The following is a 20637-nucleotide window of genomic DNA, read 5'->3' as shown; positions in this document are numbered from 1 at the left end:
AATAACCGTCACGCAATCATGTAACCGCCGTCCACCGGCATCGACAGGCCGTTGACCATTGCTGCCTCGTCGGAGAGCAGGAAAAGAATAACCTCGGCAATGTCGTCGGGATCTGCGAACCGGCCGACGGGAATGCGGTTGAGCATACCGGCTGCCTTTTCTGGATCGCTCCAGGCCTTCACGGCCATGGGCGTGAGGGTCACAGTCGGATGCACGCCGTTGACGCGAATGCCTTTTGGCGCAAGTTCCTTCGCCATCACCCTGGTCAGCCCGTCGAGGCCCGACTTGGACGCGCAATATGCGGCGTGGTCGGGAATACCGACGAAAGCCGCGACACTGGATACGTTGACGATCGCGCCCTTTCGACCGTTTCTCACCATGTCACGAGCATATTCCTGCGAAACGATCATCGGAGCACGCGTGTTCACCGCATGGAGCAGGTCGAAGTTTTCGACCGTGACGTCCAGGAAAGGTTGCAGCTCGGTCGTACCGGCACAGTTCACCAGGAGATCAGCCGGCAAAGATTGAAGGGCTGCAGCGCGCGTTGCGTCAGGATCGGCGAGATCGACGGCGATCGGAATACATCCGATTTCACTCTTCAGTTCCTCAAGGTCGGCCGCCGAGCGCGACAAAGCCGTCACCTTGGCACCGCGCCGCGCCAGCATCACGGCGGTCGCCCTTCCGATGCCCTTGCCGGCCCCGGTCACCACCACGTGTTTGCCTGAAAAATCCATGGAAAGAACCCTCCCTACCAGCAGGTGAAGCCTGCATCCGCCTTGACGGTCGCGCCTGTGATAAGGCTCGATGCGTCGCAGGCGAGAAAATGCACGACCGATGCGATTTCATGCGGCTGACCCAACCGGCCCATTGGTGTGTCGCGGATCCAGACATCCGTCCATGAACTGTCCACAGCGGTTTTCGTCATTTCCGTCTCGATATAGGTCGGTGCCACGGCGTTGACCCGCACGCCGCGTGAGGCCCATTCGGCCGCGAGCGAGGCCGTCAGATGATGCACGGCGGCCTTCGACGCGTTGTAGTAGGTCTGAAGCTGAGGCCGATTGACGATATACCCAGACATCGAACCGATATTGACGATCGAGCCGCGCCCGGCCTTGAGCATGTAGCGCCCGAAGGCGCGGTTGCACCAGAAGACGCCGTTGTAGTTGACGTCGTTGACATTGAGCCAAAGCTCATCCGACGTCTCTTCTGCGGCGGTACCCGTGCGGGCAATTCCCGCATTGGCGACCAGCGCGTCGATGCGGCCATGCTTTGCGAAGATATCGGCCGCGGCTTTATCGACTGCTGCGGAATCGGTGACATCAAGGACTAAAGCGTCAACCTCGATACCCTTGCTGCTCAAGGCTTGCCTGCCCGATTCCGCAACCGCAGGGTCACGATCAATGATGGTGACGCGGCTGCCCGCCTCGGCAAGCGCTTCGGCGCAGGCAAGGCCGATGCCGCGTCCGCCGCCGGTCACCACAGCGAGCTGGCCATCCATCCGGAATTTCTCGAGAAACATGTCTTGCTCCGTGGCCGTGCAGAACTAGAGGCGCCGACCGCTCTTGGCATCGAACAGATGGACGCGGCCCGGATCGATCCGAAGCGAGATCGCCTCGCCGGGCGCCACCGAGATCCGGTCGCGAACAGCCGCCATAATGGCGTCGCCACCCAGATGCGCGAAGATCTGGGTTTCCGAGCCTGTAGGTTCGAGAACCGAGATCGTTGCCGTCAACCCATCGGGCCGCACGTCGATATGTTCGGGACGGATGCCGTATATCACGGCGTCACCATGGTTCTGCGTACCGGCCGGTACGGGCAGCATGGTGCCCGTGTCGCTGACGAAATTCAGCTGGCCGGTTTCCATCGACAATCTGCCAGAGATGAAGTTCATCGACGGCGATCCGATAAATCCTGCCACGAAGACATTCGCAGGCCGATCGTAGAGATCGAGCGGCGCGCCGATCTGCTCCACCCGCCCGTCGCGCATCACGACGATCTTGTCGGCCATGGTCATGGCCTCGATCTGGTCATGCGTTACATAGATTGTGGTGGTCTTCAGCCGCTGGTGCAGTTCCTTGATTTCGACCCGCATGGTGACGCGCAACTTTGCGTCGAGATTGGAGAGCGGCTCGTCGAACAGGAAGACCTGCGGATCGCGGACGATCGCGCGGCCCATGGCGACCCGCTGACGCTGCCCGCCCGAAAGCTGCTTGGGATAGCGATCCAGCAGCTTGCCGAGATCGAGGATATCGGCCGCTTTGCGGACCTTCGCTTCGATCTCGCTCCTTGGCGCACCCTTGAGCTTGAGGGGGAAGCCCATATTGTCGGCAACCGTTTTATGCGGATAAAGCGCGTAGTTCTGAAATACCATGGCAATGTCGCGGTCCTTGGGCAGGACGTCGTTGACCACACGCCCGCCGATCGCAACCGTGCCGCCGGAGATGGTCTCGAGCCCGGCGATCATCCGCAGCAGGGTGGACTTGCCGCACCCGGACGGCCCTACCAACACGACGAACTCGCCGTCTGCGATGTCTATGCCGACGCCGTGGATGACCGGCAGCGCACCATATTTCTTTGTAACGTCCTTGACTGTGACGTGAGCCATTGGAATCCCCCTATTGCGGCAGCGCGATCTGCATCTTGACCTCACCCTTGGGGGCGGAAGCCGCGATCTCGAAAGCCCGGACGCTTTCGTCGAAATCGAACGTACGGGTGATGAGCGGCTTCACATCGATCGCACCGGAGGAGAGCATCGCGACACAGCGCGGAAAGACATGGGCGTAACGGAAGACATGCTCCACGCGTGCCTCGCGCACCATGGCCTTGCCGATATCGTAGTTGACCGGATGGACCTGGGAACCGATGAAGACCACCCGTCCGCCGGGAGCAAGCGGGTCGAACACACCTTCGGCGGCCTTGGGATGGCCGGAGCATTCGAACACGATCTCGACGCCCCAGCCGTCGGTGGCGGCAAGTATTTCCTTGGTTAGGTCCTGCTTAGCGACGCTGATTGGCGTGATCGGCCCAAGCTTTGCCGCGAGTTCCAGCTTGGCATCGTCAATGTCGCTCACGAACACCCGAGCGCAACCTGCGGCAACAGCCGACAAGGCGGTTACCAGGCCGATCGGGCCGGCACCGATCACCAGCGCTATGTCGCCGGGCTTGACTTGCGCCTTGGTGGCAGCATGCACCCCCACTGCCAGCGGCTCGACCATTGCTGCTTCGGCAAATGACACATTGTCGGGCAGCTTGAAGGTGAAGTCGGCTGGATGGACGACAGTCGGTCTGAGCACGCCGTGGATCGGCGGCGTGGCCCAGAAACGGACGGCCGGATCGATATTGTAGAGCCCCATGCGGGTTGCGCGGCTGTTGGGATCTGGGATCCCGGGCTCCATGCAGACCCGGTCGCCCACCTTTAGTGAGGTTACATCGGCACCGGCCTCGATCACGGTACCCGACGCCTCGTGGCCAAGGATCATCGGCGCTTTCACCTGGAACACGCCGGTACCGCCATGCGTATAATAATGCACGTCCGATCCGCAGATGCCTACGGTGTGGAGCTTTATCCGCACGTCGCGCGGGCCCAGTGTCTCGTCGCGCTCGATCGGGAAATCGCGCAGCGACAGCTTCATCTTCTCTTCTAATACCAGCGCTTTCATTGTCTCTGTCCTATTTCCAAACAAGCCTCAGCCGCGCCATACGATCAGGACCGCGAGCGCGATGGCGAGAACATGGCAGACCATCAAGGGAATCGATTGTTCGAGGAACCGCATCCAGAAAAGTTCGAGTGCGACGAACAGGTAGATCCCGACGAAGACACGGTCGAACCAGTTGGTGGTGATCGGCAGGAAGCCGGTTCGCGTGGGGGGCGCCGCCTCCGGTTCGGCATCGATCTGTCCAGGATCGAATGGCTCTTGCATGGCGTTACTCCTTGACCGCGCCGAAGGTGAGACCAGCCACGATATGACGCTGGACCACAGCGAAGATGATCAATGCGGGAATGAGAGTGATCACCGCGATCGCCGCCATCGCCCCCCATTCGGTCCCCGTTGTCGTCACGTATTCCGAAAGCCCTGTCGTGATCGTTCGCGCGTTGAAACTGGTCAGCGTCGCGGCGAGCAGGAACTCGTTCCAGGCAAAGACCCAGGTGAGGATCAGCGTCACCGCAAGACCCGGCCGGGCAAGCGGAAAGATCACCTCGTAGATCACCTGCCAGGTGGAGGCACCGTCGACGGTCGCTGCCTCGTCGAGTTCCTTGGGAATTCCGTCGATGGTCGGCCGCAAGGTCCAGATCGCAAACGGCAGGTTGAAAGTGCAATAAAGCAGGATCATGCCGATCTTGGTGTCATAAAGTTTCCAGTCGCCAAAGGTGAAGACCTGGGTGAACAGGAGATAGAACGGCAGCAGGAACACGGCGGCAGGAGCCATGCGGTTCGTGATCGTCCAGAAGAAGATATTTTCCTTGCCGGCAAGCTCGAAGCGGGACAGCGCATAGCAAGCCAGGAAAGCCAGCGCAGTGACCAGGAGCGCATTCGTGGTGGAGATGATCAGCGAGTTGATCATGTAGCCACGCAGCGTCTCATTGTTGATGACGTTGACGTAATTCTTCCAGTAGATCGCATCCAGGATCACGCTCGGTGTCGTGAAGAGATCCACGGCTGGCTTCACTGAAACGACGAAGAGCCAATAGATCGGGAAAAGCGTCAACAAGCTCAGGAAAAACCAGAGCGCCAGGTAGAGGAGCGGATTGCCGCTTCGCATCAGAATGTCCTCTTGCGTTCGCGTCGAGCCACAAGGGCGACATAGAGCAGCCAGCACATCACGAGGGTGAGGTAGAGTACGATTACCGAGATCGCGGCGCCATAGCCGTAGTCGGTCTTCGGAAAGACGATCTTCCAGATATGCAGCCCCACATAGCGGGTCGCAGCGCCTGGACCGCCCGAGGTCAGCATCCAGACTTCATCGACGGTGCGCAACGCATCCATCAGGCGAATGAAGACGGTTGCAAGAATTGCCGGACGGATCATCGGCAGCGTGACGTGCCAGAAGATCTGGCGGCGGTTGGCCCCGTCGATCTGCGCCTGTTCGAACGGCTCTTTTGGAAGGGCAAGAAGCGCTGCAAGCAAAGTCAGCGTCACCAGCGGAGTCCAGTGCCAGATGTCCATGATGACTGTCAGCGCGAAGGCGGCAGTGGCATCGCGGCCGATGTTGAGATCATAGCCGAACCAGCTTTTCAGAAGATAGGGAATGATACCGATGCTGGGGGTCGTCATCAGCCGCCAGACCGAGCCGACAACAATCGGCGCGACAATCAGCGGCAACGTGTGGATCGTTCGGAAAAAGCCGCGTCCAGGAAACTCCTTCATGAAGAGCTGCGCCAGCAGATAGCCCAGTGCGACTTCGCTGATTACCGCGAAGAAGGCGAACTTCATCGTGAAGGCGATGGAGGTCAGGAACTCGGCATCGAAGACGAGACGGCGGAAGTTATTGGCGCCGTTATAGATCATGTCAGGACTGGCGCCGAATGGGTTCCATTGATGGAACGACACGTAGAGCACATAGATGAACGGGATTATGCCGAAGATGCCGAGAATTGCGATCGTCGGGGCAAGCATCAGCCAGCCGACAGTATTTGAACGCATGAATTCGTGCTCCCGAAGATAGCCCTGCAGGTCAACGGCCTGCAATGTCAGACACTGCACCCGGATGGCGGTCTTGGGAGATGCCACCCGGGCGCAGGCTCTTGTCGGTCTTATTTGCGATAGCCGAGGTTCTTCAGCTCTGCTTCGGCCGCCGCCGCCATCTGGTCGAGGCCTTCGTCAGGACCCACTTCCCCGAGCAGGATTTTATAAAAGATCGGCGCCGTGGCCTCACGCACCTGCGCATGGAAGGGGAAGGGCGGAGCACCGGCGAACAGCTTCCCCTGATCCTTGAGCATGGTGTAGTAGCCGTTCAGCTTCTTATCCATGGCAACGACCTTGGGGTCGTCATAGGTTGCCGTATTGGTGATCCGAGGTGCTGCGACTGCCCAGTCTGGCTGGACCGAATCCTCGCCGATAAACTGCAGGAAGAGTAGTGCCGCCTGCTTGTTCTTGGAGGTGACCGGCAGGCCGAAGGCGCCGCCGTCATAATAGCCGAGATACCCTTTGCCAGCCTCGACCTCCTTAAGAACATCAGGCTCCGTGGGCGGCAGCGCAACACCGACTTTACCGACGACCTTGGACTTTTCGGCATCCGACGCGATCCAGGCGGCGTTCTCGCCATAAACGAGGCCCTGTGCGACGCGGCCAGCGGCAAATGTCGTACCGACCTCCGTCCAGGTCGAAGCGGCGGATTCAGGCGGAGCGATATCGCGCAGATGCAGCCAGTATTTCATGGCGGCCTTTGCCTTGTCGCTGTTCATCTGGCCGCCATTGGCAACTGACGCGGCGTAGTTGTTTTTAGCGTCGATACCCCAGTTGTAGAGGCCGTATGTGGGAGCGATCGACTCGAAGAATTCGTACCAGGATGCCGGATGACCGGTATGCGCCTGGGCCGTTGTCCCCCAGAGCTCCATCCCGTTGTCCTTGCCGTGTTTCGTGAAGAAATTAGCAATCTGCGTATATTCCTGATGAGTCTTGGCCGGAGCCAGTTCCTTGCCGGTTTCCTTCTTGAAGGCTTCCTTGATCTTCGGATCGCTGAAGAGATCCGTACGGTAGAGATAGACCTTGATGAAGGCTTCCATCGGAATGCCGAAAAGATCGCCTGAGGCGTTCTTGAAGTAATTGGCGAAGGTCGTGAAATGCGTTTCGTCGAATTCCGGCGCCTTCAGCGAAGGGTCGTCCTTCAGCGATTTCGAGATGTCAACGAGGAAGTTGCGAGCCAGGTAGGCATAGATAATGTCCTGCTCGATATAGACCATGTCATAGATGCCGGTCTTGGCTTCCATGTCCTTGATAGCCTTGTCATACATCTGGTCCCATGAGGTCGTCTCGATCTGGACCTTGATGCCGGTCTTCTTCTCGAATTCCGGCGCCAGCACGTCCTTGATATAGTTGGACGGCGGCGTGCTTTCGGTTACGCCGCGCAGGACGACGCCTTTGTATTTCGCACCAGCATCCGACCAAAAATCGGCTCGTGCGGGCATTACGCCGGCAAGAAGACTGAGCGTAAGCGCGGCAATTCCAATTCCACTCTTCTTGATCATAGTTCCTCCTCCTTGTGCCTTTGCACCGCTTGCGGCAGCTGACCGGCAAGCATGTTCCCACGCCCGACATGTGTCGGTTCCTCCCGAATTCCGGCAGCGCGGCTCCTCCCGGCTTCCGGATACGGTTCGCCTTTTTAGGATTGCGACCCTTGGATTGCTTCCAGGCCTCGCTCCAATTGGCGTGAGGGGAGCTTAGTGCTGGTTTTTTTGCCCCGCCACGCGTGGTTTGGCGGCGACCTATACTTTTTCGCCGACCGCCATGCCGGCGGAATATGCGCGGATATCACGAAAGGGGTCGCTTCTCGCCTTCGTGCCGATCTTGTGGGCATTGCGACGGTAATCGGTGGGCGTACGTCCACAGATCTTGAAAAACTGCCTGTTGAAATTCGCGATATTGTTGAACCCCACCTCGAAGCAAATTTCGGTGATGGGACGATAGGTCTGGGTGAGCAGTGAGCAGGCGGCATAGATGCGCGCAAGGATCACGTACCGCGCGAAGGTATGACCGGTGTGGCGCTTGAAAAAGCGCGAGAAGGCCTGCGGTTCCAGACCACAGATCTTCGCGACCGAAGCCAAATTTATATCGTCACTGTAATGCTCCAGCACATAACGCATGGCGACATCCAGCTCCTGCGGCAGTTCCATCTCGGACGAAGTTGGCGCAAGCCGGGACAACCTGCGACGCTCGGCTGGATCGCGCGAAAGTGCGATCATCAGCTGCAGGAAAAGCAATACACGCTCGGCACCGTGAGCAGAGCCCATCTGCGCCAGCAGCCTCTGGCCTGCGAGTGCCGTCGCCCCGAAAAACTGCACGCCATAGACGGCGTCCTCATAAAGCGGCTTTATCGTTCCAAGCTCGGGGCAAAATGTGGCGACGCGATCGGCCCATTCGGGGGTGAATTGGATCAGCATGTCTCGGTTGCGGATCAGTTTGCCGGGTTCGATATCGCTGACCCAGTTGTGCGGCACATTCGGTCCAGTCAGCACCAGGCAGCCTGGCTCGAACTCACCGATATAATCACCCACCATCATCATGCCGGACGTTGTGCGCGTAAGATGCAATTCGTATTCGGGATGATAGTGCCATTTCGCCCGGAAGAAGGGATAATCATGCATATTCCAGCGAAAGGATTCTGCCGGCGGGCAGATGATCATTTCGAAATCGGGTACGATCCGCAAATCGGCTTTCATGGAAAATAACCTCCTCCCGACCGACAGGCCTCGGCCATTATGCCGGCATGCGCACCAAAAGAGCTGGTTCGTCGTTCGGCTCTCTTAGCCAATCGCAACTGAAGCAAGTGAGCACCGAGATCACCTTGAGCATCCGCCTTTTGGGCGCCGTTCTCCGCCTTATATGTTGCCGGAAGGAACAAATTAGTTCATTTGGTAAAGCTGTCAATGCTAATCTCGTTTTCCAATGTTTTCCGTGGCTGTTGACTGAATAGCGGTGAATTTGCCTATCGAAAAAGGCATCTGCTCACTTCATCATCAAATACTCATCCTCAACATGACGGGAATCTGCTTGACAGGGTTAGAAGATGTCTTATTTGTTGTGTAATGCAACATAATACTTTCAGGGGGAAAGATGGGCCGGCTAGGTATTCATTCCTTCGTGTGGACGGGGGGACAAACCCAGTCCATGCTTGAGGACGCGATGGAGAAATCCGCCTCCTGCGGCTACAATCTCATTGAATTTGCCTATCTGCGACCGGAGAAATTCGATCTAGACGCCCTCGCCAAGCGAGCGGCTGCGCTGAAACTTGATATCGCTGTCACCATGGGTCTTCCGTTCAGCCACGACGTGTCGAGCGATGATGCCCAGGTGGTGCGGGCTGGCGAAGACATGCTAGCGGACGCGGTTCGCGCCGTGCGCGACATAGGCGGGAGCAAGCTCGGCGGCATCCTTTACTCCGCCCACGCAAAATACGCCCGGCTGCCAACAAAAAAGGGATGGGACAGCAGCGTCTCGGCCATTGCCAAGACGGCTGACCTTGCCCAATCCGCGGGGATTGAGCTTGTTCTCGAAGTCGTGAACCGTTTCGAGACCAATCTACTCAACACCACCGCCCAGGGCCTCGCCTTCATTGAGCAGGTAGGGTCCGAGCATGTGCGGCTACACCTCGACACGTTCCACATGAACATCGAAGAGGCCAACCCGGCAGCCGCTATTCGGCTCGCGGGCGACAAAATCGGCTATTTTCACATTGGCGAGAGCAATCGCGGTTATCTCGGCGACGGGGTCATCAATTTTGATCTGATCTTCGACGCGTTGCTCGACATCGACTACCAGCGCGACATCACGTTCGAATCCTTCTCAGGCGCTGTCGTCGATGAAGGTTTGTCGCTGGCCTGCGCGATTTGGCGCGACACCTGGACCGAAAACATGCCGCTCGCGCAGCATGCAAAACAATTCATCGACCTCAAGATGGACGAGGCGAGACGCAGGCGCGCCACCGTAGCGCGGCCGTGACGGCAAAGAGAGGCAAGGAGAACTGCCCGTGAATGAAGTGGGTCCAATCGCGCCTCCAAGCGGGATCCGCCAGCGCAATGAACTCGCGGCGATGCGGGCGCTTTATCGTCATGGCCGCCTGAGCCGGGCAGAACTTGCACGCATTTTGGGCCTCAATCGCTCCTCGTCCGGCCATATCGTCGCCGGGCTGACCGTTGAAGGCCTCGTTCGCGAAGTGGGAGCCGCTGAGCAGGCACCGACTTCTCACGCAGGCCGGCCAGGAATCATGCTCGAACTCACACCGGACGCTGCCTTTTTTCTCGGCATAGAGATAGGTGTTGAACACATCAGCGTAGTTGAAATCGATCTCGCCTGTCGCATCGTCAACAATCGCATGGAACTGTTCGACGGGCCCTCTGTGGATGTCGAAACTGCGGTATCGCGTGCGGTCTCGCTTGCCTTCGACACATTGCCGCCCAGCCACCGCAGCCGCTGCGAAGGGCTGGGGGTCGCCGTGCCGGCGCAAATGGATCGCAAAGGGCTGATCAACATAGCCCCCCTACTTGGATGGCGAAACATACAGCTCGCCGATCTCGCGCGTGCAGCCGTGCCGGCGCAAATGCCCGTCATGGTCGAGAATGACGCGAATGCCTTCGCAATCGGCGCTAGCTACGGTGCTCGGGAGGTCCATTCAGGGGTTACGCTCTATCTCGTCATGGAGAGCGGCGTGGGCGGCGGAATAGTCGTTGATGGGACCTTGTTTCGAGGCGCGCAGGGGCTTGCCGGCGAGATCGGGCATCTGCGCGTCAATGGTTCGGATGCCCCCGACCGCAGCCTTGAAAGCGTCCTCGGGCTGGAATGTATCCTTCGTGCCTATCGCGCTATCTCAACCCAACCGGACCCGAACCTTGCGACTTTTCTGGCGGATGTGCGCGACCGAGTTCCAGGCGCCGTCGCTATTGCAGAAGAGTGGGCCCGCGCTTTGGCTTACGGCCTGATCCAGGCCGGCAGGATCATCGATGCCGACAGGGTCGTGCTGGGCGGTTCGGTTGCCGCACTTTATCCGCTGATGGCCGCGCGTGTTCTGCATCACATTCGCTCCATGCAGGAGGAAAGCTTTCCGCTGCCCATGATCCAGACAAACAAGGATGAGACGGTCGGGCCTGCTTTCGGCGCTGCATGCATGCTTCACCAGCGCTATCTGTCAGCCGATGGCGCGCGCCTTGCCGAGGACGCTGCATGACAGGGATCGCGCTCGCCCCCGACGCACTCGGGCCAACGATTACGATCGGCGAAATCCTTGTCGAGATCATGGCTGTAGACCGTGGCACCGGCTTCCTCGAACCGACTGCGCTCGTTGGCCCCTATCCTAGCGGAGCGCCTGCGATTTTCATCGATCAGTGCGCCAGGATCGGAGGTTCGGCCGGAATCATTGCCTGCGTGGGCGACGACGATTTCGGCCGGGTTAATGTCACTCGGCTGCGCTCAGACGGGGCAGACATCTCGGCGATCTCAATCAATCCGGACTTTCCCACCGGTAGCGCCTTCGTGCGATATCGGAATGACGGCTCGCGCGATTTCGTCTTCAACATCGCAAAATCCGCCGCCGCCAAGATCGATCTTACGTCTGCGGCGCGCGCACTCATTGACCGGTCGGGCCACCTGCATGTCATGGGGACCGCTCTCGCGATACCTGGCGCCGCTGAGATCATCGAGCATGCGGTCACGGTGATCAAGGGGCGCGGCGGCAGTATCTCCTTCGATCCCAATGTCCGCAAGGAGTTGCTGGGCGACACCGAAACGCGCACGCGCTTCGCGGGGCTGGTGGATATCGCCGACCTGATCCTCCCGTCCGGAGAAGAGCTGTTCGTCGCGGCTGGTGGCGAGGATGAAGGCGAGGCGATCCGCGCGCTCTTCGGCCGCAATGCCGGCGAGGTGGCACTCAAGCGTGGCGCAGACGGCTCCACTGTCTTCACGCGGGAAGGCCAACGCATCGATTGCCCCGGTTTCGTTGTCGAGGAAATCGACCCCACCGGCGCCGGAGACTGCTTTGGCGGCGCCTATGTGGCGTGCCGCCGGCTCGGCATGCCGATCGAACAGGCACTCATCTATGCCAACGCTGCCGGCGCCCGCAATGTCACGGTCATGGGACCGATGGAAGGAGCCGGGACCCTTGCTGAGCTCGACGCCTTCATCGCCGTTACGCCGGGACGCAGATCATGATGTCCGTTCTTCACAACCTGGCGCGCAGCCGACGCGCTGGCGGGCCTGCGGGCATCACGTCCGTGTGCTCGGCCCATCCCATCGTAATCCGCGCTGCCCTTCGACATGCCATTCGACGTGAAGCTCCGGTCCTGATCGAGGCGACCTGCAACCAGGTGAACCAGTTCGGAGGATATACGGGCTTGAAGCCCCGTGACTTTGTCGCACTGGTGGAACAGATCGCCAGCGACGAGGGGCTGCCACGAGAAAAGGTCATCCTCGGAGGCGATCATCTCGGTCCGAATCCCTGGCGCGGAGAACCTGCCGAAGTTGCGATGGCGAAGGCGGAAGACATGATCGCCGCCTATGTCGAAGCCGGTTTCCGCAAGCTCCATCTCGACACGTCCATGGGTTGTGCGGGCGAACCGGCAGCGCTCGACGACGCCTTGACGGCCGAGCGTGCGGTAAGACTGGCGGCTGTGGCGGAACGGCGCGCGGTCTTTGCGGGCGGCACGGCGCCGGTCTATGTCATCGGCACCGAAGTGCCGCCACCGGGCGGAGCCCATCACCTGATCACGGCGCTCGAACCTACCGGCGTCGACGCCGCGCGAAGGACGATTGCATTGCATCGGCTGCAGTTTGAGGAAGCGGGCCTGGGCGAGGCTTTCCGCCGCGTGCTGGCGCTCGTGGTTCAGCCCGGGGTCGAATTCGGCAATGAAAATATCATTGTCTACGACCGGACGAAGGCGCGGCCGCTTTCCGAGCTGCTCGCCGAGGAACCTGCGCTTGTCTACGAGGCGCATTCGACTGACTACCAGGGCGCGGAGGCACTTCGCCAGCTCGTCGAGGACGGATTCGCCATCCTTAAAGTGGGGCCTGAATTGACCTTCGCACTGCGCGAGGCTCTCTACGGGCTCGACCTCATTGCCAGCGATTGCGTCCCCGGCTATCCGCACAGAAACCTCATGGCGGTCATTGAGGCCCTGATGAGGGAGGATCCCCGCCACTGGAGAGGTCATTATCACGGCTCGGAGGCCGAGCAGCACATCCTCCGTCACTACTCTTATTCCGATCGCATTCGCTACTACTGGAACCACGCTGCGGCGGAAGCAGCCGTCTCGCAGCTCACGGAAGCGCTGGACAAAAGGATCATCCCGGCCCCTCTTTTCCGACAGCATCTGCCTCATTTGGTGAGGTATGCCGGAGGCCCCCTCGACCCGCGGCAATTGCTGATTGACGCCGTGCAGGCCGTGCTCGACCAATATCAAAGCGCCCACGAGCGCAATCGATAGCTGCGCACGGCCAATGCGTGACAACCACTCGTCGCTCAATGGTAACTTTCAGGCCGGGAAGCTTCGACCTTTCCGAGCGTGGCCTCACGAAGGTGTGCAAACGCCATCACATTCCTGTACCTGGTCGTGGATATTGGGCGAAGATTGAAGCGGGACAACCAGCGACGAAGACACCGTTGTGGAAGATCGATCATCCTTCGCTGGAATCGGTTCACATCGGAAGCAAACACATTTCCGCCCCCAACTGCAGGGGACCTATCGCCGCCGTCCGAAACTGTCGAACTTATTTTCTTCGGACCGATCGCCATTCTCATTCGATAGACCGATGTCGAAGGCGTCACGAACCACCGCCTCCACTGACTTTACCTCCTCGTCGGTCATCTTTTCGAACTCACGGCCGCGCCGCTTCTTGGAAAGCGTACCATCGTTCTGACGGATAAAGTTAACGAGGCTAGAGATCATCGCGTCCGGCATCTCAAGGAAATCCTGAATGCGTCCCTTCGCCTCGTCGAAGCGCACGAGGTGATCGATCTCATTTGGCAGGTCGTGCCGGATCGTCTGTACGACGCAAGCATAGAGAAATTCCGTCAACTCCGTGAAGTCCCCGAACCTATAGAGATCGGCGGTTTCGTTGACTACACGCACGTTTTTCTCCGCTGTCGGCACCCATTCGATAAAGGGTAGTAACCGTCCAGTGTAGCCGCGCAGGCGCGCACCGTACTCCTCCTGGCGCTCGAGAAGCACGCTAGAAACTGGAAAGATCATGCCGGCAGGCGTGTATCCGCGCTCGGACAGAACAAGGTGTATGAGATATCTGTGCAGGCGACCGTTTCCGTCTTCGAAGGGATGGACGAATACGAAGGCGAAGGCCATAACCGAGGCTTGAAGTACGGCGTCAACCCCACTCTCCGCCATCCTGCTTCCTCCGGCTATGATCCCTCCGAGAAGATCGTTAATGTCTTCGTGCCGAGCTGAAACGAATTCTGGGAGGGGGTCGTCGTTCCAGTCGCGGTCGCCAATAAAGCCGCCGGCGTCTCGCAGCCCGCGCTTTATGAATCGGTTCTCCTCGATGACGAGGTGCTGGAGGCGCACGAGTTCGTCCACGGTGATTGGCCGCTTTCCAGCTTGGGCGACGGCCCTCATCCACCGCTCAAGGCGGCTTCGCGGCGGGCGCTCGCCTTCGATCTGATAGGATGCCTGGCTGTCCGATAGAAGGAGGAATCTTGCCGCACGGGCGATGATCCCTTTTCCGATCTTTCCGATGAGTTCTCTGGCTTCCGCATCCCAGCGGTGGGTGACCGTTTCGACAAGGTATTCGGTGCGCCTTAAAACGGGGCAGAATGCAGGGGTTCCGAGAAGATTGTCCCGCACGCGGTGACGGGGCGAATTCACAGGGGTCGATGTAAAGTAGCTGGCGGTGTCAAGCGCTTCAACATAGTTTCCCCGTTCCGCGTCCGGAATATCAAGGCGTGTACCGGTCAGCCATTCATAGAAGAACCAGATTCGGCGAGTCGCGCTGCTTGTCGGCTCGGCTTCGATCAGCGCCGCGATCTCATTTGCCGGGACGATGTGAAACAGCTTTTTCAGGACCAACAGGTCGATCGTCTCGTGCCTCAGTGCGAAAGACAGATGTCCAAACAAGCTGTCCTTTGGAGTGAAGCGCTTGTCGAAGATCGTCCAATCCTCATGTGCTCTCCTGGAGCCATATATGAAGCTCTTCGCGACGCATGAGGGAAGACGAACAGGGGCTGCGATCCCGTATTTCTGGACGAGAGCGGCATACCCAACAGGCGCCGTATCCGATGGCACGATTCGTTCCTGGAAAACCGCCGGATTTGCAGGATTGGCTGTCATGCCCTCTCCTTTGTTATCGAAAAGCGAACCGCGCCATCGAAAGATAGTTAAAGTGAAGAGTGCGATCGAAAAATGCTTACATCGAAGCGTCATCGAAAAACAATCAAATCTTGTCGAGAATATCGAAAATTCATTATATCCGCTATAAATTACATCGAAAACGAGTTTAGTCATCGAAAAACGATTAAAAAAATGAGGAAATATAGGAAATACGATTAGCATCCTTCAAGAAGCGGCGGCGCCCATTAAGGTTGTCGCTTGCATCCACTTATTTACTGGACTGCACTCACGAGATCGGACCGCGTCAGGAGCCCTTTTCCGCTACCTGGCACTTCCCACGCTTTTGAAGGGCGTGCTGCAAAAGTACACGCTCGGGACTCTTAGTTGCCCAAAGCCAGATTTCTTTCCCCCATTTCCGACTCGATCATCTCAGCAAAGAATTCCCAAACAACGACCTGATCGTCCCTACCCGGACGCCAAATCTTCTCGGTCTTTTCGAGCAAAGTGATCGGTGAAACATCCTCATATGCAGCCCACCGTGCAGCTAGGTAGCCACGCATCTCGTCATGTCGAAACTCATAGGTCTTACCCTCGGTGGTTCGTACAACACGGACATCCCTTTCGTGCAACCCATCGAGCAAATCCTCGTCGAGATCGACCCCCGGTATGAAGTGCCGTTTGCCTTCTACCACAAGCTCCCATGTCTTTCGGCAAAGCGCGTTGACAGGATATCCCACCAAGAATGCGCTGAGGGGCTGGTACCGCGAGTACTTGCAGCATCTCGACCTGCGTATTCAGCCGGTAGCGCGAGCGCCAAAATATTCCGAGGCTCAGAGGCAGGCGGCACTTGAGCACTTTCGCACCCATGATCGTTGCATCTCTGCGACGATGATGGCGCTTGGCTATCCCGGACGAGGGACCCTGACCGCATGGGTCCGCGAGGCCTTTCCGGAGACGCGAACATCGATGGTGGGGCGATCGTGGCATCCTGGAAATTCCGAGGCGGTGCGGCAAGCTGTGGGTCATCGGACTATGCAATGGAGATGACAGCGCTCAACAGGTCGCTGACCGGCTGGGCGTCTCAAGGCCGACATCATACAGCTGGAAGGACCAGCTTCTCGGTCATGAGGCCCCATCATCCATGAAACGCTGCAAAGCCAACTCCAAGATGCCTGAACGTGAGGAGCTCGAGCGACAGCTTGAAGCCCTCCAGCGCTGCACCACCGAAAACGGCAGTTCCGGCGGCCCGGTCTACTCCACCGAGGCGCGCCTGTTCGGCCTCCACCACCTGGGGGTCAGCCCCATGCGCCTTGAACCTGGCAATTTCGCTGTCGATATGAGTTCGATCCTGGACGAGATCAGATCCAAAGGCGACAGCCACGACAACGACCGCTACAAGGCCCCTACAACGAATTGGTCGGCGCGGGCCAGGAGCCTTAAAGAAGATGAACCTCGGACGGGCGGCCCTTATCAATAAGGCTTATCCCGTTCGCAAAGGGACACACCAGTAATAGCGTGAGTGGTCCAGCCCAATGTCCCGGCTAAAAGTGCTAATGCAACTACTAGGTAAGCACGGGAAATGACCGTTCTCAGATCATGGGAGATCGAGCGATTTGTCGCTCGCATATTCTGAGTCAGTTTTCAACGTCGCTGCTAACCGAAGAATTACCGCTCCGGGCCGCTTCCGGGCCGAGAGGCGTCTGCCGCTGAGCGCCAACAGCGGTCATTGATATTTGCGGTCGCATCGTACCCGAGCATGGAGAGCTTCCGCCGACGAGCTTTGAGTACCTACTGCGCGACCGAAACCGTCTCACGAACCTGCCTGACAGCATTGAAGACCTCTCCGGGCATGCCGAACCCTGGAGCGCCATAGAGTAAACACAGCTCTTCCCTGTGACGGTCGGGGTCGAGCAGGACCTCCGCCAAATGATCGAAGCGTCGCAGTTCCTCGGTGCTGATATCCGCGTCTGGGGATGGCATCGCCCCCCAGTCGTCCCACGGCAGCATCTCGACCTTGTTCAGGCTGGCGAGGTCACGGATCATATTTGAGGCGATGAACCAGAAGCCGCCTTCATCGAAGATGCCAAAGCGATTGGGGTCGTCCTCGCCACGCCGGCAGAGTTGCCAGGCCTGGGCGGCCAGCAGGAACTGACCCGACGGCAAGTCGAGAGTGTCGAAGACCAGCCCCAGTTCTGCACGCTGAAAGTCATCGATCTGAAAATCGACCATCCGCCAGCGATCACCATTCCAGACCTCCACCACCCAGTGGTCGATCGCCTTGTCGGGAGCGAAATAAGTGCCGAAACCGCACCGCGACCTGGCCGCACGGCCGTTCGCTCGCAAGGCCGACACCGCGAGCAGCGAGAAATGGCTGCAGACACCAACCGCGCGACCCGCAGCAGGACGTGGTGAATTGCCCCCCGCAAGGAGGCCGTCCAGCACGGCGTCCACCGATCTCCTTTGCGAGAGTTCACGGCGCTCCGGAGTCAGCTCTTCGCCATATCTCGACGCCCAGTGTTCGTGAAGCATTCTTCCCTGAATCCAGGCGGCTAGGTCGGCGATGTCCGTTGGAGCGCCTGCCAGCCCGACCTTATTCTTCTTTGCCGTGGAATGCGGGCCCGGCTCTCGGAAGTAGTCGAGCGTAACCATGTCCATGAGTATCCTCCAAGGCCGGATGATCCAGCGAGGGCGCATTGGTGTCAAGCGCACGGCGAACGCCCGCTTCGGGCCGAAGGGCTGTTGGTTTCCACGCAGAACTGAACCGGCTCAGTTCCGCGTGGAAACCAACAACACGCCACATGGCACGCCTATAGAGCGATGCGATAGGGGTGATGCCATGTCATGCTGTGTCCCCATCGATACATCCATTTCGCCGCATACCCAAGGCCCCGGCGCGCGGGACGAGGCATGGGCGGCTAGCCGCGATGCGGGCGGAGGATCAAGGGAGATCGTGCTGTCCGTGCCGGACATGGGCTGCGCGGCATGCATCGCTAAAATCGAAAAGGCTCTGCGCGCCCTACCTGGTGTCGAAGCCGCACGCGTCAACCTTACGGAGCGACGCGCGGTGGTGCGCTGGCGCGGCGAGAGGGAGGGAATGCCAGATTTCGTAGAGGAGCTCTCAGCGATCGGATATTCATCCCACCTCGCTTCATGGGAGGATGATCGGTCAGACGGACGGCTTTCGGAGCTAGTGCGCGCTCTCGCGGTGGCCGGATTCTCCGCGATGAACATCATGGTGCTGTCGGTCTCTGTCTGGTCCGGTGCCGATCCCGGTACGCGCCAGGCCTTCCACCTGCTCTCCGCTGCACTCGCCCTTCCGGTCATCATCTACTCCGGCCGCATATTCTACAGGTCGGCCTGGTCGGCGGTCATTCGCGGACGGACAAACATGGACCTGCCGATCAGCGTCGGCGTGCTGCTGTCTTTCGCGCTCAGCCTCTACGACACCTTCAATGCGGAAGAAGCCGTGTATTTTGAAGAGAGCACATCGCTGATCTTCTTTCTGCTGGCGGGCAGAGCCCTCGATCATCTCATGAGCCGGGCGCGTTCCGCGGTCGAAGTATTGGCGAAGCGCGCTCCGCGTCGCGCGTTTGTCCTTCTCCCGGACGGATCGTCGGAATATGTGCCGCTTTCCGAGATAGAACCCGGCATGCAGATGATCGTCGCGGCCGGAGACCGCGTACCAGTCGACGGGACCGTCATCAGCGGCACTTCCGCAATCGACTATTCCCTCCTGTCCGGTGAAAGCTGCTGGTTGGATGTAGCCGCTGGCGCACAATTGCGATCTGGCGTGATCAATCTTCAGAATCCCCTTGTCGTCGAGGCAACTGCCACATCCCACACCTCCTTTCTCTCGGTAATCTCTCGCATGATGGAGGCGGCCGAGGGCGGCAGGGCCGGATATCGACGGCAAGCGGATCGCGCGGCGCGCCTTTATGTGCCTGTAGTTCACGGGCTCGCGCTGCTGTCGTTGCTTGGATGGCTATATTTCGGCGGCGACCTCCATCGCTCCATCTCCGTAGCGGTGGCGGTGCTCATCATTACCTGCCCCTGCGGATTGGGTCTCGCGGTGCCGATCGTGCAGGTGATGGCCGCCCGCCGCCTCTTCGAGCGTGGTATCATTGTCCGTGACGGCTCCGCTCTCGAGCGGCTGAAGGAGGTAGACGTCATCGTCTTCGATAAGACAGGCACGTTGACAATCGGCGAGCCGCGCATCGTCAACGCCGCTGAGATCGCCTCGGATTATCTTGCGATAGCCAAGGATATGGCGCGACATTCCCGGCATCCCGCGTCGGTCGCGATCGCTCGTGTTCCGGGCGTGGCTGCCATTCAGCATCTGGGTGCGATCGAGGAAGTCCACGGCTTCGGCCTGGAGGCACGCGCCGGAGAAAATGTCTATCGGTTGGGACGCCCCCGTTGGGCAGTGGCATCCGATGAGGTGCAGGGTTCTTCGGGCACGGTGTTGGCACGGTACGGGGAATTGTTGGCAGACTTCTTCTTGAAGACCCGCTACGTCCAGACGCAAAGGAAGTGATTTCGGAGCTGAAACATCGCGGCTTCGACGTCCGGATTCTCTCTGGCGACAGCGCTGCCGCGACCGCCTTCGTGGCGAGACAATTGGAAATCTCGAAGTTCTCCGGCGACGTGCTTCCGGCGGAAAAGGTTGAAGCGATCGCCGCCATCAAGGCACAAGGCTGCAAAGTCCTGATGGTCGGGGACGGTTTGAACGATGCGCCGGCCTTCGCGGCAGGGCATGCATCGATGGCCCCGGCGACCGCATCCGATATCGGAAAGCGTGCCGCTGATTTCGTCTTCCTCGGTCACGGCCTCTCGGCGGTTCTTCAGGCTATCGACGTTTCGACGCGTGCTGACAGGCTCGTGCGTGAGAACTTTGCCATCGCTATCGCCTGCAACGCGGTCAGCATCCCGGTGGCTGTCCTCGGCCTCGCAACGCCACTTATCGCGGCTATCGCCATGTCGTTGTCGTCCGTTACCGTTGTGGCAAACGCGCTACGCCTAAGAGTGTTCGTCGACGGACAGACGCATGAACTCGGCACGTCCCTGGTAAAATCGGCAGCAGTAGGTTCGCGATGAGCTATCTGATTATCCTCGTCCCCGTGGCGCTGGCGATGGGCATCGTTGCCCTCGGCGCGTTCCTCTGGTCCCTTGGACGTGGCCAGTATGACGACCTTGAGGGCGCAGCCGCGAGAATACTGCTGGACGATGAAGACAATTGATCAGGAACAGCTCAAAAGCCGAAGCGTTGAGGTTTGGAGTGGGCTTCTGTTAAAAATGAGGAAAAACATGGAGAAGACAGATGGTTCTACGGATCACACTCCTGGCCTGAGCCCCGCGAATCGGGGTCTTAGACGCGCGCTTGTTCTCGACCCTTCCGAACTGGTTCATGCCCTCGGGTTCATCGGGGGAATGCTGGGGGCGGTGATCGGAATGGTGGCGGCTATCGTAGTGTCGTGGTCCGGCGGCCTCCTTTCCATAATACTCGGAGGCGTCATCGGATTGCTGGCTGGCGGCTCCATTGGCATTGTGGCCGGGGGAACAGTCGCTAGCGTGATAGGAGTACTTCGGGGAGTCACGCCGGAGAAGCTTAGACGCTGAACTCGCGCCCACTACCTCGATAACACGTCTGCCATGGT

The 20637-nt window shown here is 59.2% G+C and carries 18 protein-coding genes and 2 pseudogenes; 8 read left to right on the top strand and 12 right to left on the bottom strand.

Translation table 11 applies throughout. The annotated features are described in order from the left end of the window. Positions 1–8: 8 nt before the first annotated feature. From EDE05_RS11310 to EDE05_RS11270, 9 genes are all read right to left on the bottom strand, one after another. Positions 9–734, bottom strand: coding sequence for an SDR family oxidoreductase (locus EDE05_RS11310; protein ID WP_112796999.1), 726 nt, complete (start codon positions 732–734; stop codon positions 9–11). 14 nt (positions 735–748) lie between these two features. Next, a complete protein-coding gene (locus EDE05_RS11305; protein WP_134101064.1) occupies positions 749–1519 on the bottom strand; it encodes an SDR family oxidoreductase in 771 nt (256 codons plus the stop codon). Between the two features lie 24 nt (positions 1520–1543). Continuing rightward, the gene (gene ugpC / locus EDE05_RS11300; RefSeq protein ID WP_105370904.1) at positions 1544–2605 is read right to left on the bottom strand and encodes a sn-glycerol-3-phosphate ABC transporter ATP-binding protein UgpC; all 1062 of its coding nucleotides are present in this window, start codon (positions 2603–2605) and stop codon (positions 1544–1546) included. Positions 2606–2615: 10 nt separating this feature from the next. Next, positions 2616–3659, bottom strand: coding sequence for an NAD(P)-dependent alcohol dehydrogenase (locus EDE05_RS11295; RefSeq protein WP_134101061.1), 1044 nt, complete (start codon positions 3657–3659; stop codon positions 2616–2618). Between the two features lie 27 nt (positions 3660–3686). After that, positions 3687–3920 carry a DUF2160 family membrane protein gene (locus EDE05_RS11290; protein ID WP_105370902.1) on the bottom strand — a complete coding sequence of 78 codons (234 nt, stop codon included), beginning with the start codon at positions 3918–3920 and terminating at the stop codon, positions 3687–3689. Between the two features lie 4 nt (positions 3921–3924). Then, positions 3925–4761: a carbohydrate ABC transporter permease gene (locus tag EDE05_RS11285; protein ID WP_105370901.1), complete on the bottom strand. Its 837-nt coding sequence runs from the start codon at positions 4759–4761 to the stop codon at positions 3925–3927. Next, positions 4761–5642: a sugar ABC transporter permease gene (locus EDE05_RS11280; protein WP_105370900.1), complete on the bottom strand. Its 882-nt coding sequence runs from the start codon at positions 5640–5642 to the stop codon at positions 4761–4763. The genes EDE05_RS11285 and EDE05_RS11280 overlap by 1 nt, the downstream gene beginning before the upstream one ends. A gap of 110 nt (positions 5643–5752) precedes the next feature. Beyond that, the gene (locus tag EDE05_RS11275; RefSeq protein ID WP_245519902.1) at positions 5753–7126 is read right to left on the bottom strand and encodes an extracellular solute-binding protein; all 1374 of its coding nucleotides are present in this window, start codon (positions 7124–7126) and stop codon (positions 5753–5755) included. 297 nt (positions 7127–7423) lie between these two features. Continuing rightward, positions 7424–8377, bottom strand: a complete 954-nt coding sequence (locus EDE05_RS11270; protein ID WP_112796991.1) for an AraC family transcriptional regulator — start codon at positions 8375–8377, stop codon at positions 7424–7426. A gap of 394 nt (positions 8378–8771) precedes the next feature. Here EDE05_RS11270 and EDE05_RS11265 point away from each other — a divergent pair, with 394 nt between their 5' ends. From EDE05_RS11265 to EDE05_RS11250, 4 genes are read left to right on the top strand one after another with little or no spacing between them, the layout of a single operon-like run. Further along, positions 8772–9656, top strand: coding sequence for a sugar phosphate isomerase/epimerase (locus EDE05_RS11265; protein ID WP_132413324.1), 885 nt, complete (start codon positions 8772–8774; stop codon positions 9654–9656). Positions 9657–9684: 28 nt separating this feature from the next. Next, positions 9685–10878: an ROK family transcriptional regulator gene (locus EDE05_RS11260; protein ID WP_245519893.1), complete on the top strand. Its 1194-nt coding sequence runs from the start codon at positions 9685–9687 to the stop codon at positions 10876–10878. Next, a complete protein-coding gene (locus EDE05_RS11255) occupies positions 10875–11858 on the top strand; it encodes a sugar kinase (protein WP_134101053.1) in 984 nt (327 codons plus the stop codon). The genes EDE05_RS11260 and EDE05_RS11255 overlap by 4 nt, the downstream gene beginning before the upstream one ends. Next, the gene (locus tag EDE05_RS11250) at positions 11855–13129 is read left to right on the top strand and encodes a D-tagatose-bisphosphate aldolase, class II, non-catalytic subunit (protein ID WP_134101049.1); all 1275 of its coding nucleotides are present in this window, start codon (positions 11855–11857) and stop codon (positions 13127–13129) included. The genes EDE05_RS11255 and EDE05_RS11250 overlap by 4 nt, the downstream gene beginning before the upstream one ends. Before the next feature lie 255 nt (positions 13130–13384). Here the strand turns inward: EDE05_RS11250 and EDE05_RS11245 are convergent, their stop codons facing one another. Together EDE05_RS11245 and EDE05_RS11240 are read right to left on the bottom strand one after the other, a co-directional pair. Beyond that, the gene (locus EDE05_RS11245; RefSeq protein WP_112796983.1) at positions 13385–14983 is read right to left on the bottom strand and encodes a Fic family protein; all 1599 of its coding nucleotides are present in this window, start codon (positions 14981–14983) and stop codon (positions 13385–13387) included. A 380-nt stretch (positions 14984–15363) separates the two neighbouring features. Further along, positions 15364–15675, bottom strand: coding sequence for a hypothetical protein (locus tag EDE05_RS11240; RefSeq protein WP_112796981.1), 312 nt, complete (start codon positions 15673–15675; stop codon positions 15364–15366). Between the two features lie 34 nt (positions 15676–15709). Here EDE05_RS11240 and EDE05_RS11235 point away from each other — a divergent pair. Then, positions 15710–16199, top strand: a pseudogene (locus EDE05_RS11235) (IS3 family transposase); the annotation flags it as partial. Positions 16200–16771: 572 nt separating this feature from the next. On the opposite strand, the gene EDE05_RS11230 reads toward EDE05_RS11235, so the two are convergent. Further along, the gene (locus EDE05_RS11230) at positions 16772–17638 is read right to left on the bottom strand and encodes a transglutaminase-like domain-containing protein (RefSeq protein ID WP_162712246.1); all 867 of its coding nucleotides are present in this window, start codon (positions 17636–17638) and stop codon (positions 16772–16774) included. Between the two features lie 259 nt (positions 17639–17897). On the opposite strand from EDE05_RS11230, the pseudogene EDE05_RS11225 reads away from it, so the two are divergent. The 3 genes and pseudogenes from EDE05_RS11225 to EDE05_RS11215 all read left to right on the top strand — a co-directional run. Next, positions 17898–20077, top strand: a pseudogene (locus EDE05_RS11225) (heavy metal translocating P-type ATPase); the annotation flags it as partial. Continuing rightward, positions 20074–20220, top strand: a complete 147-nt coding sequence (gene ccoS, locus EDE05_RS11220; protein WP_134101045.1) for a cbb3-type cytochrome oxidase assembly protein CcoS — start codon at positions 20074–20076, stop codon at positions 20218–20220. The pseudogene EDE05_RS11225 and the gene ccoS, both read left to right, overlap by 4 nt. Next, positions 20207–20599: a hypothetical protein gene (locus EDE05_RS11215; RefSeq protein WP_134101042.1), complete on the top strand. Its 393-nt coding sequence runs from the start codon at positions 20207–20209 to the stop codon at positions 20597–20599. Before ccoS ends, EDE05_RS11215 begins: the two co-directional genes overlap by 14 nt. Positions 20600–20637: the final 38 nt, after the last annotated feature.

The organism is Neorhizobium sp. R1-B (assembly GCF_004368875.1).
In the GTDB taxonomy this organism is placed as follows: domain Bacteria; phylum Pseudomonadota; class Alphaproteobacteria; order Rhizobiales; family Rhizobiaceae; genus Neorhizobium; species Neorhizobium huautlense.
The sequence above is the reverse complement of the archived record's forward strand: the minus strand, read 5'-3'. Positions and strand labels throughout refer to the sequence as shown.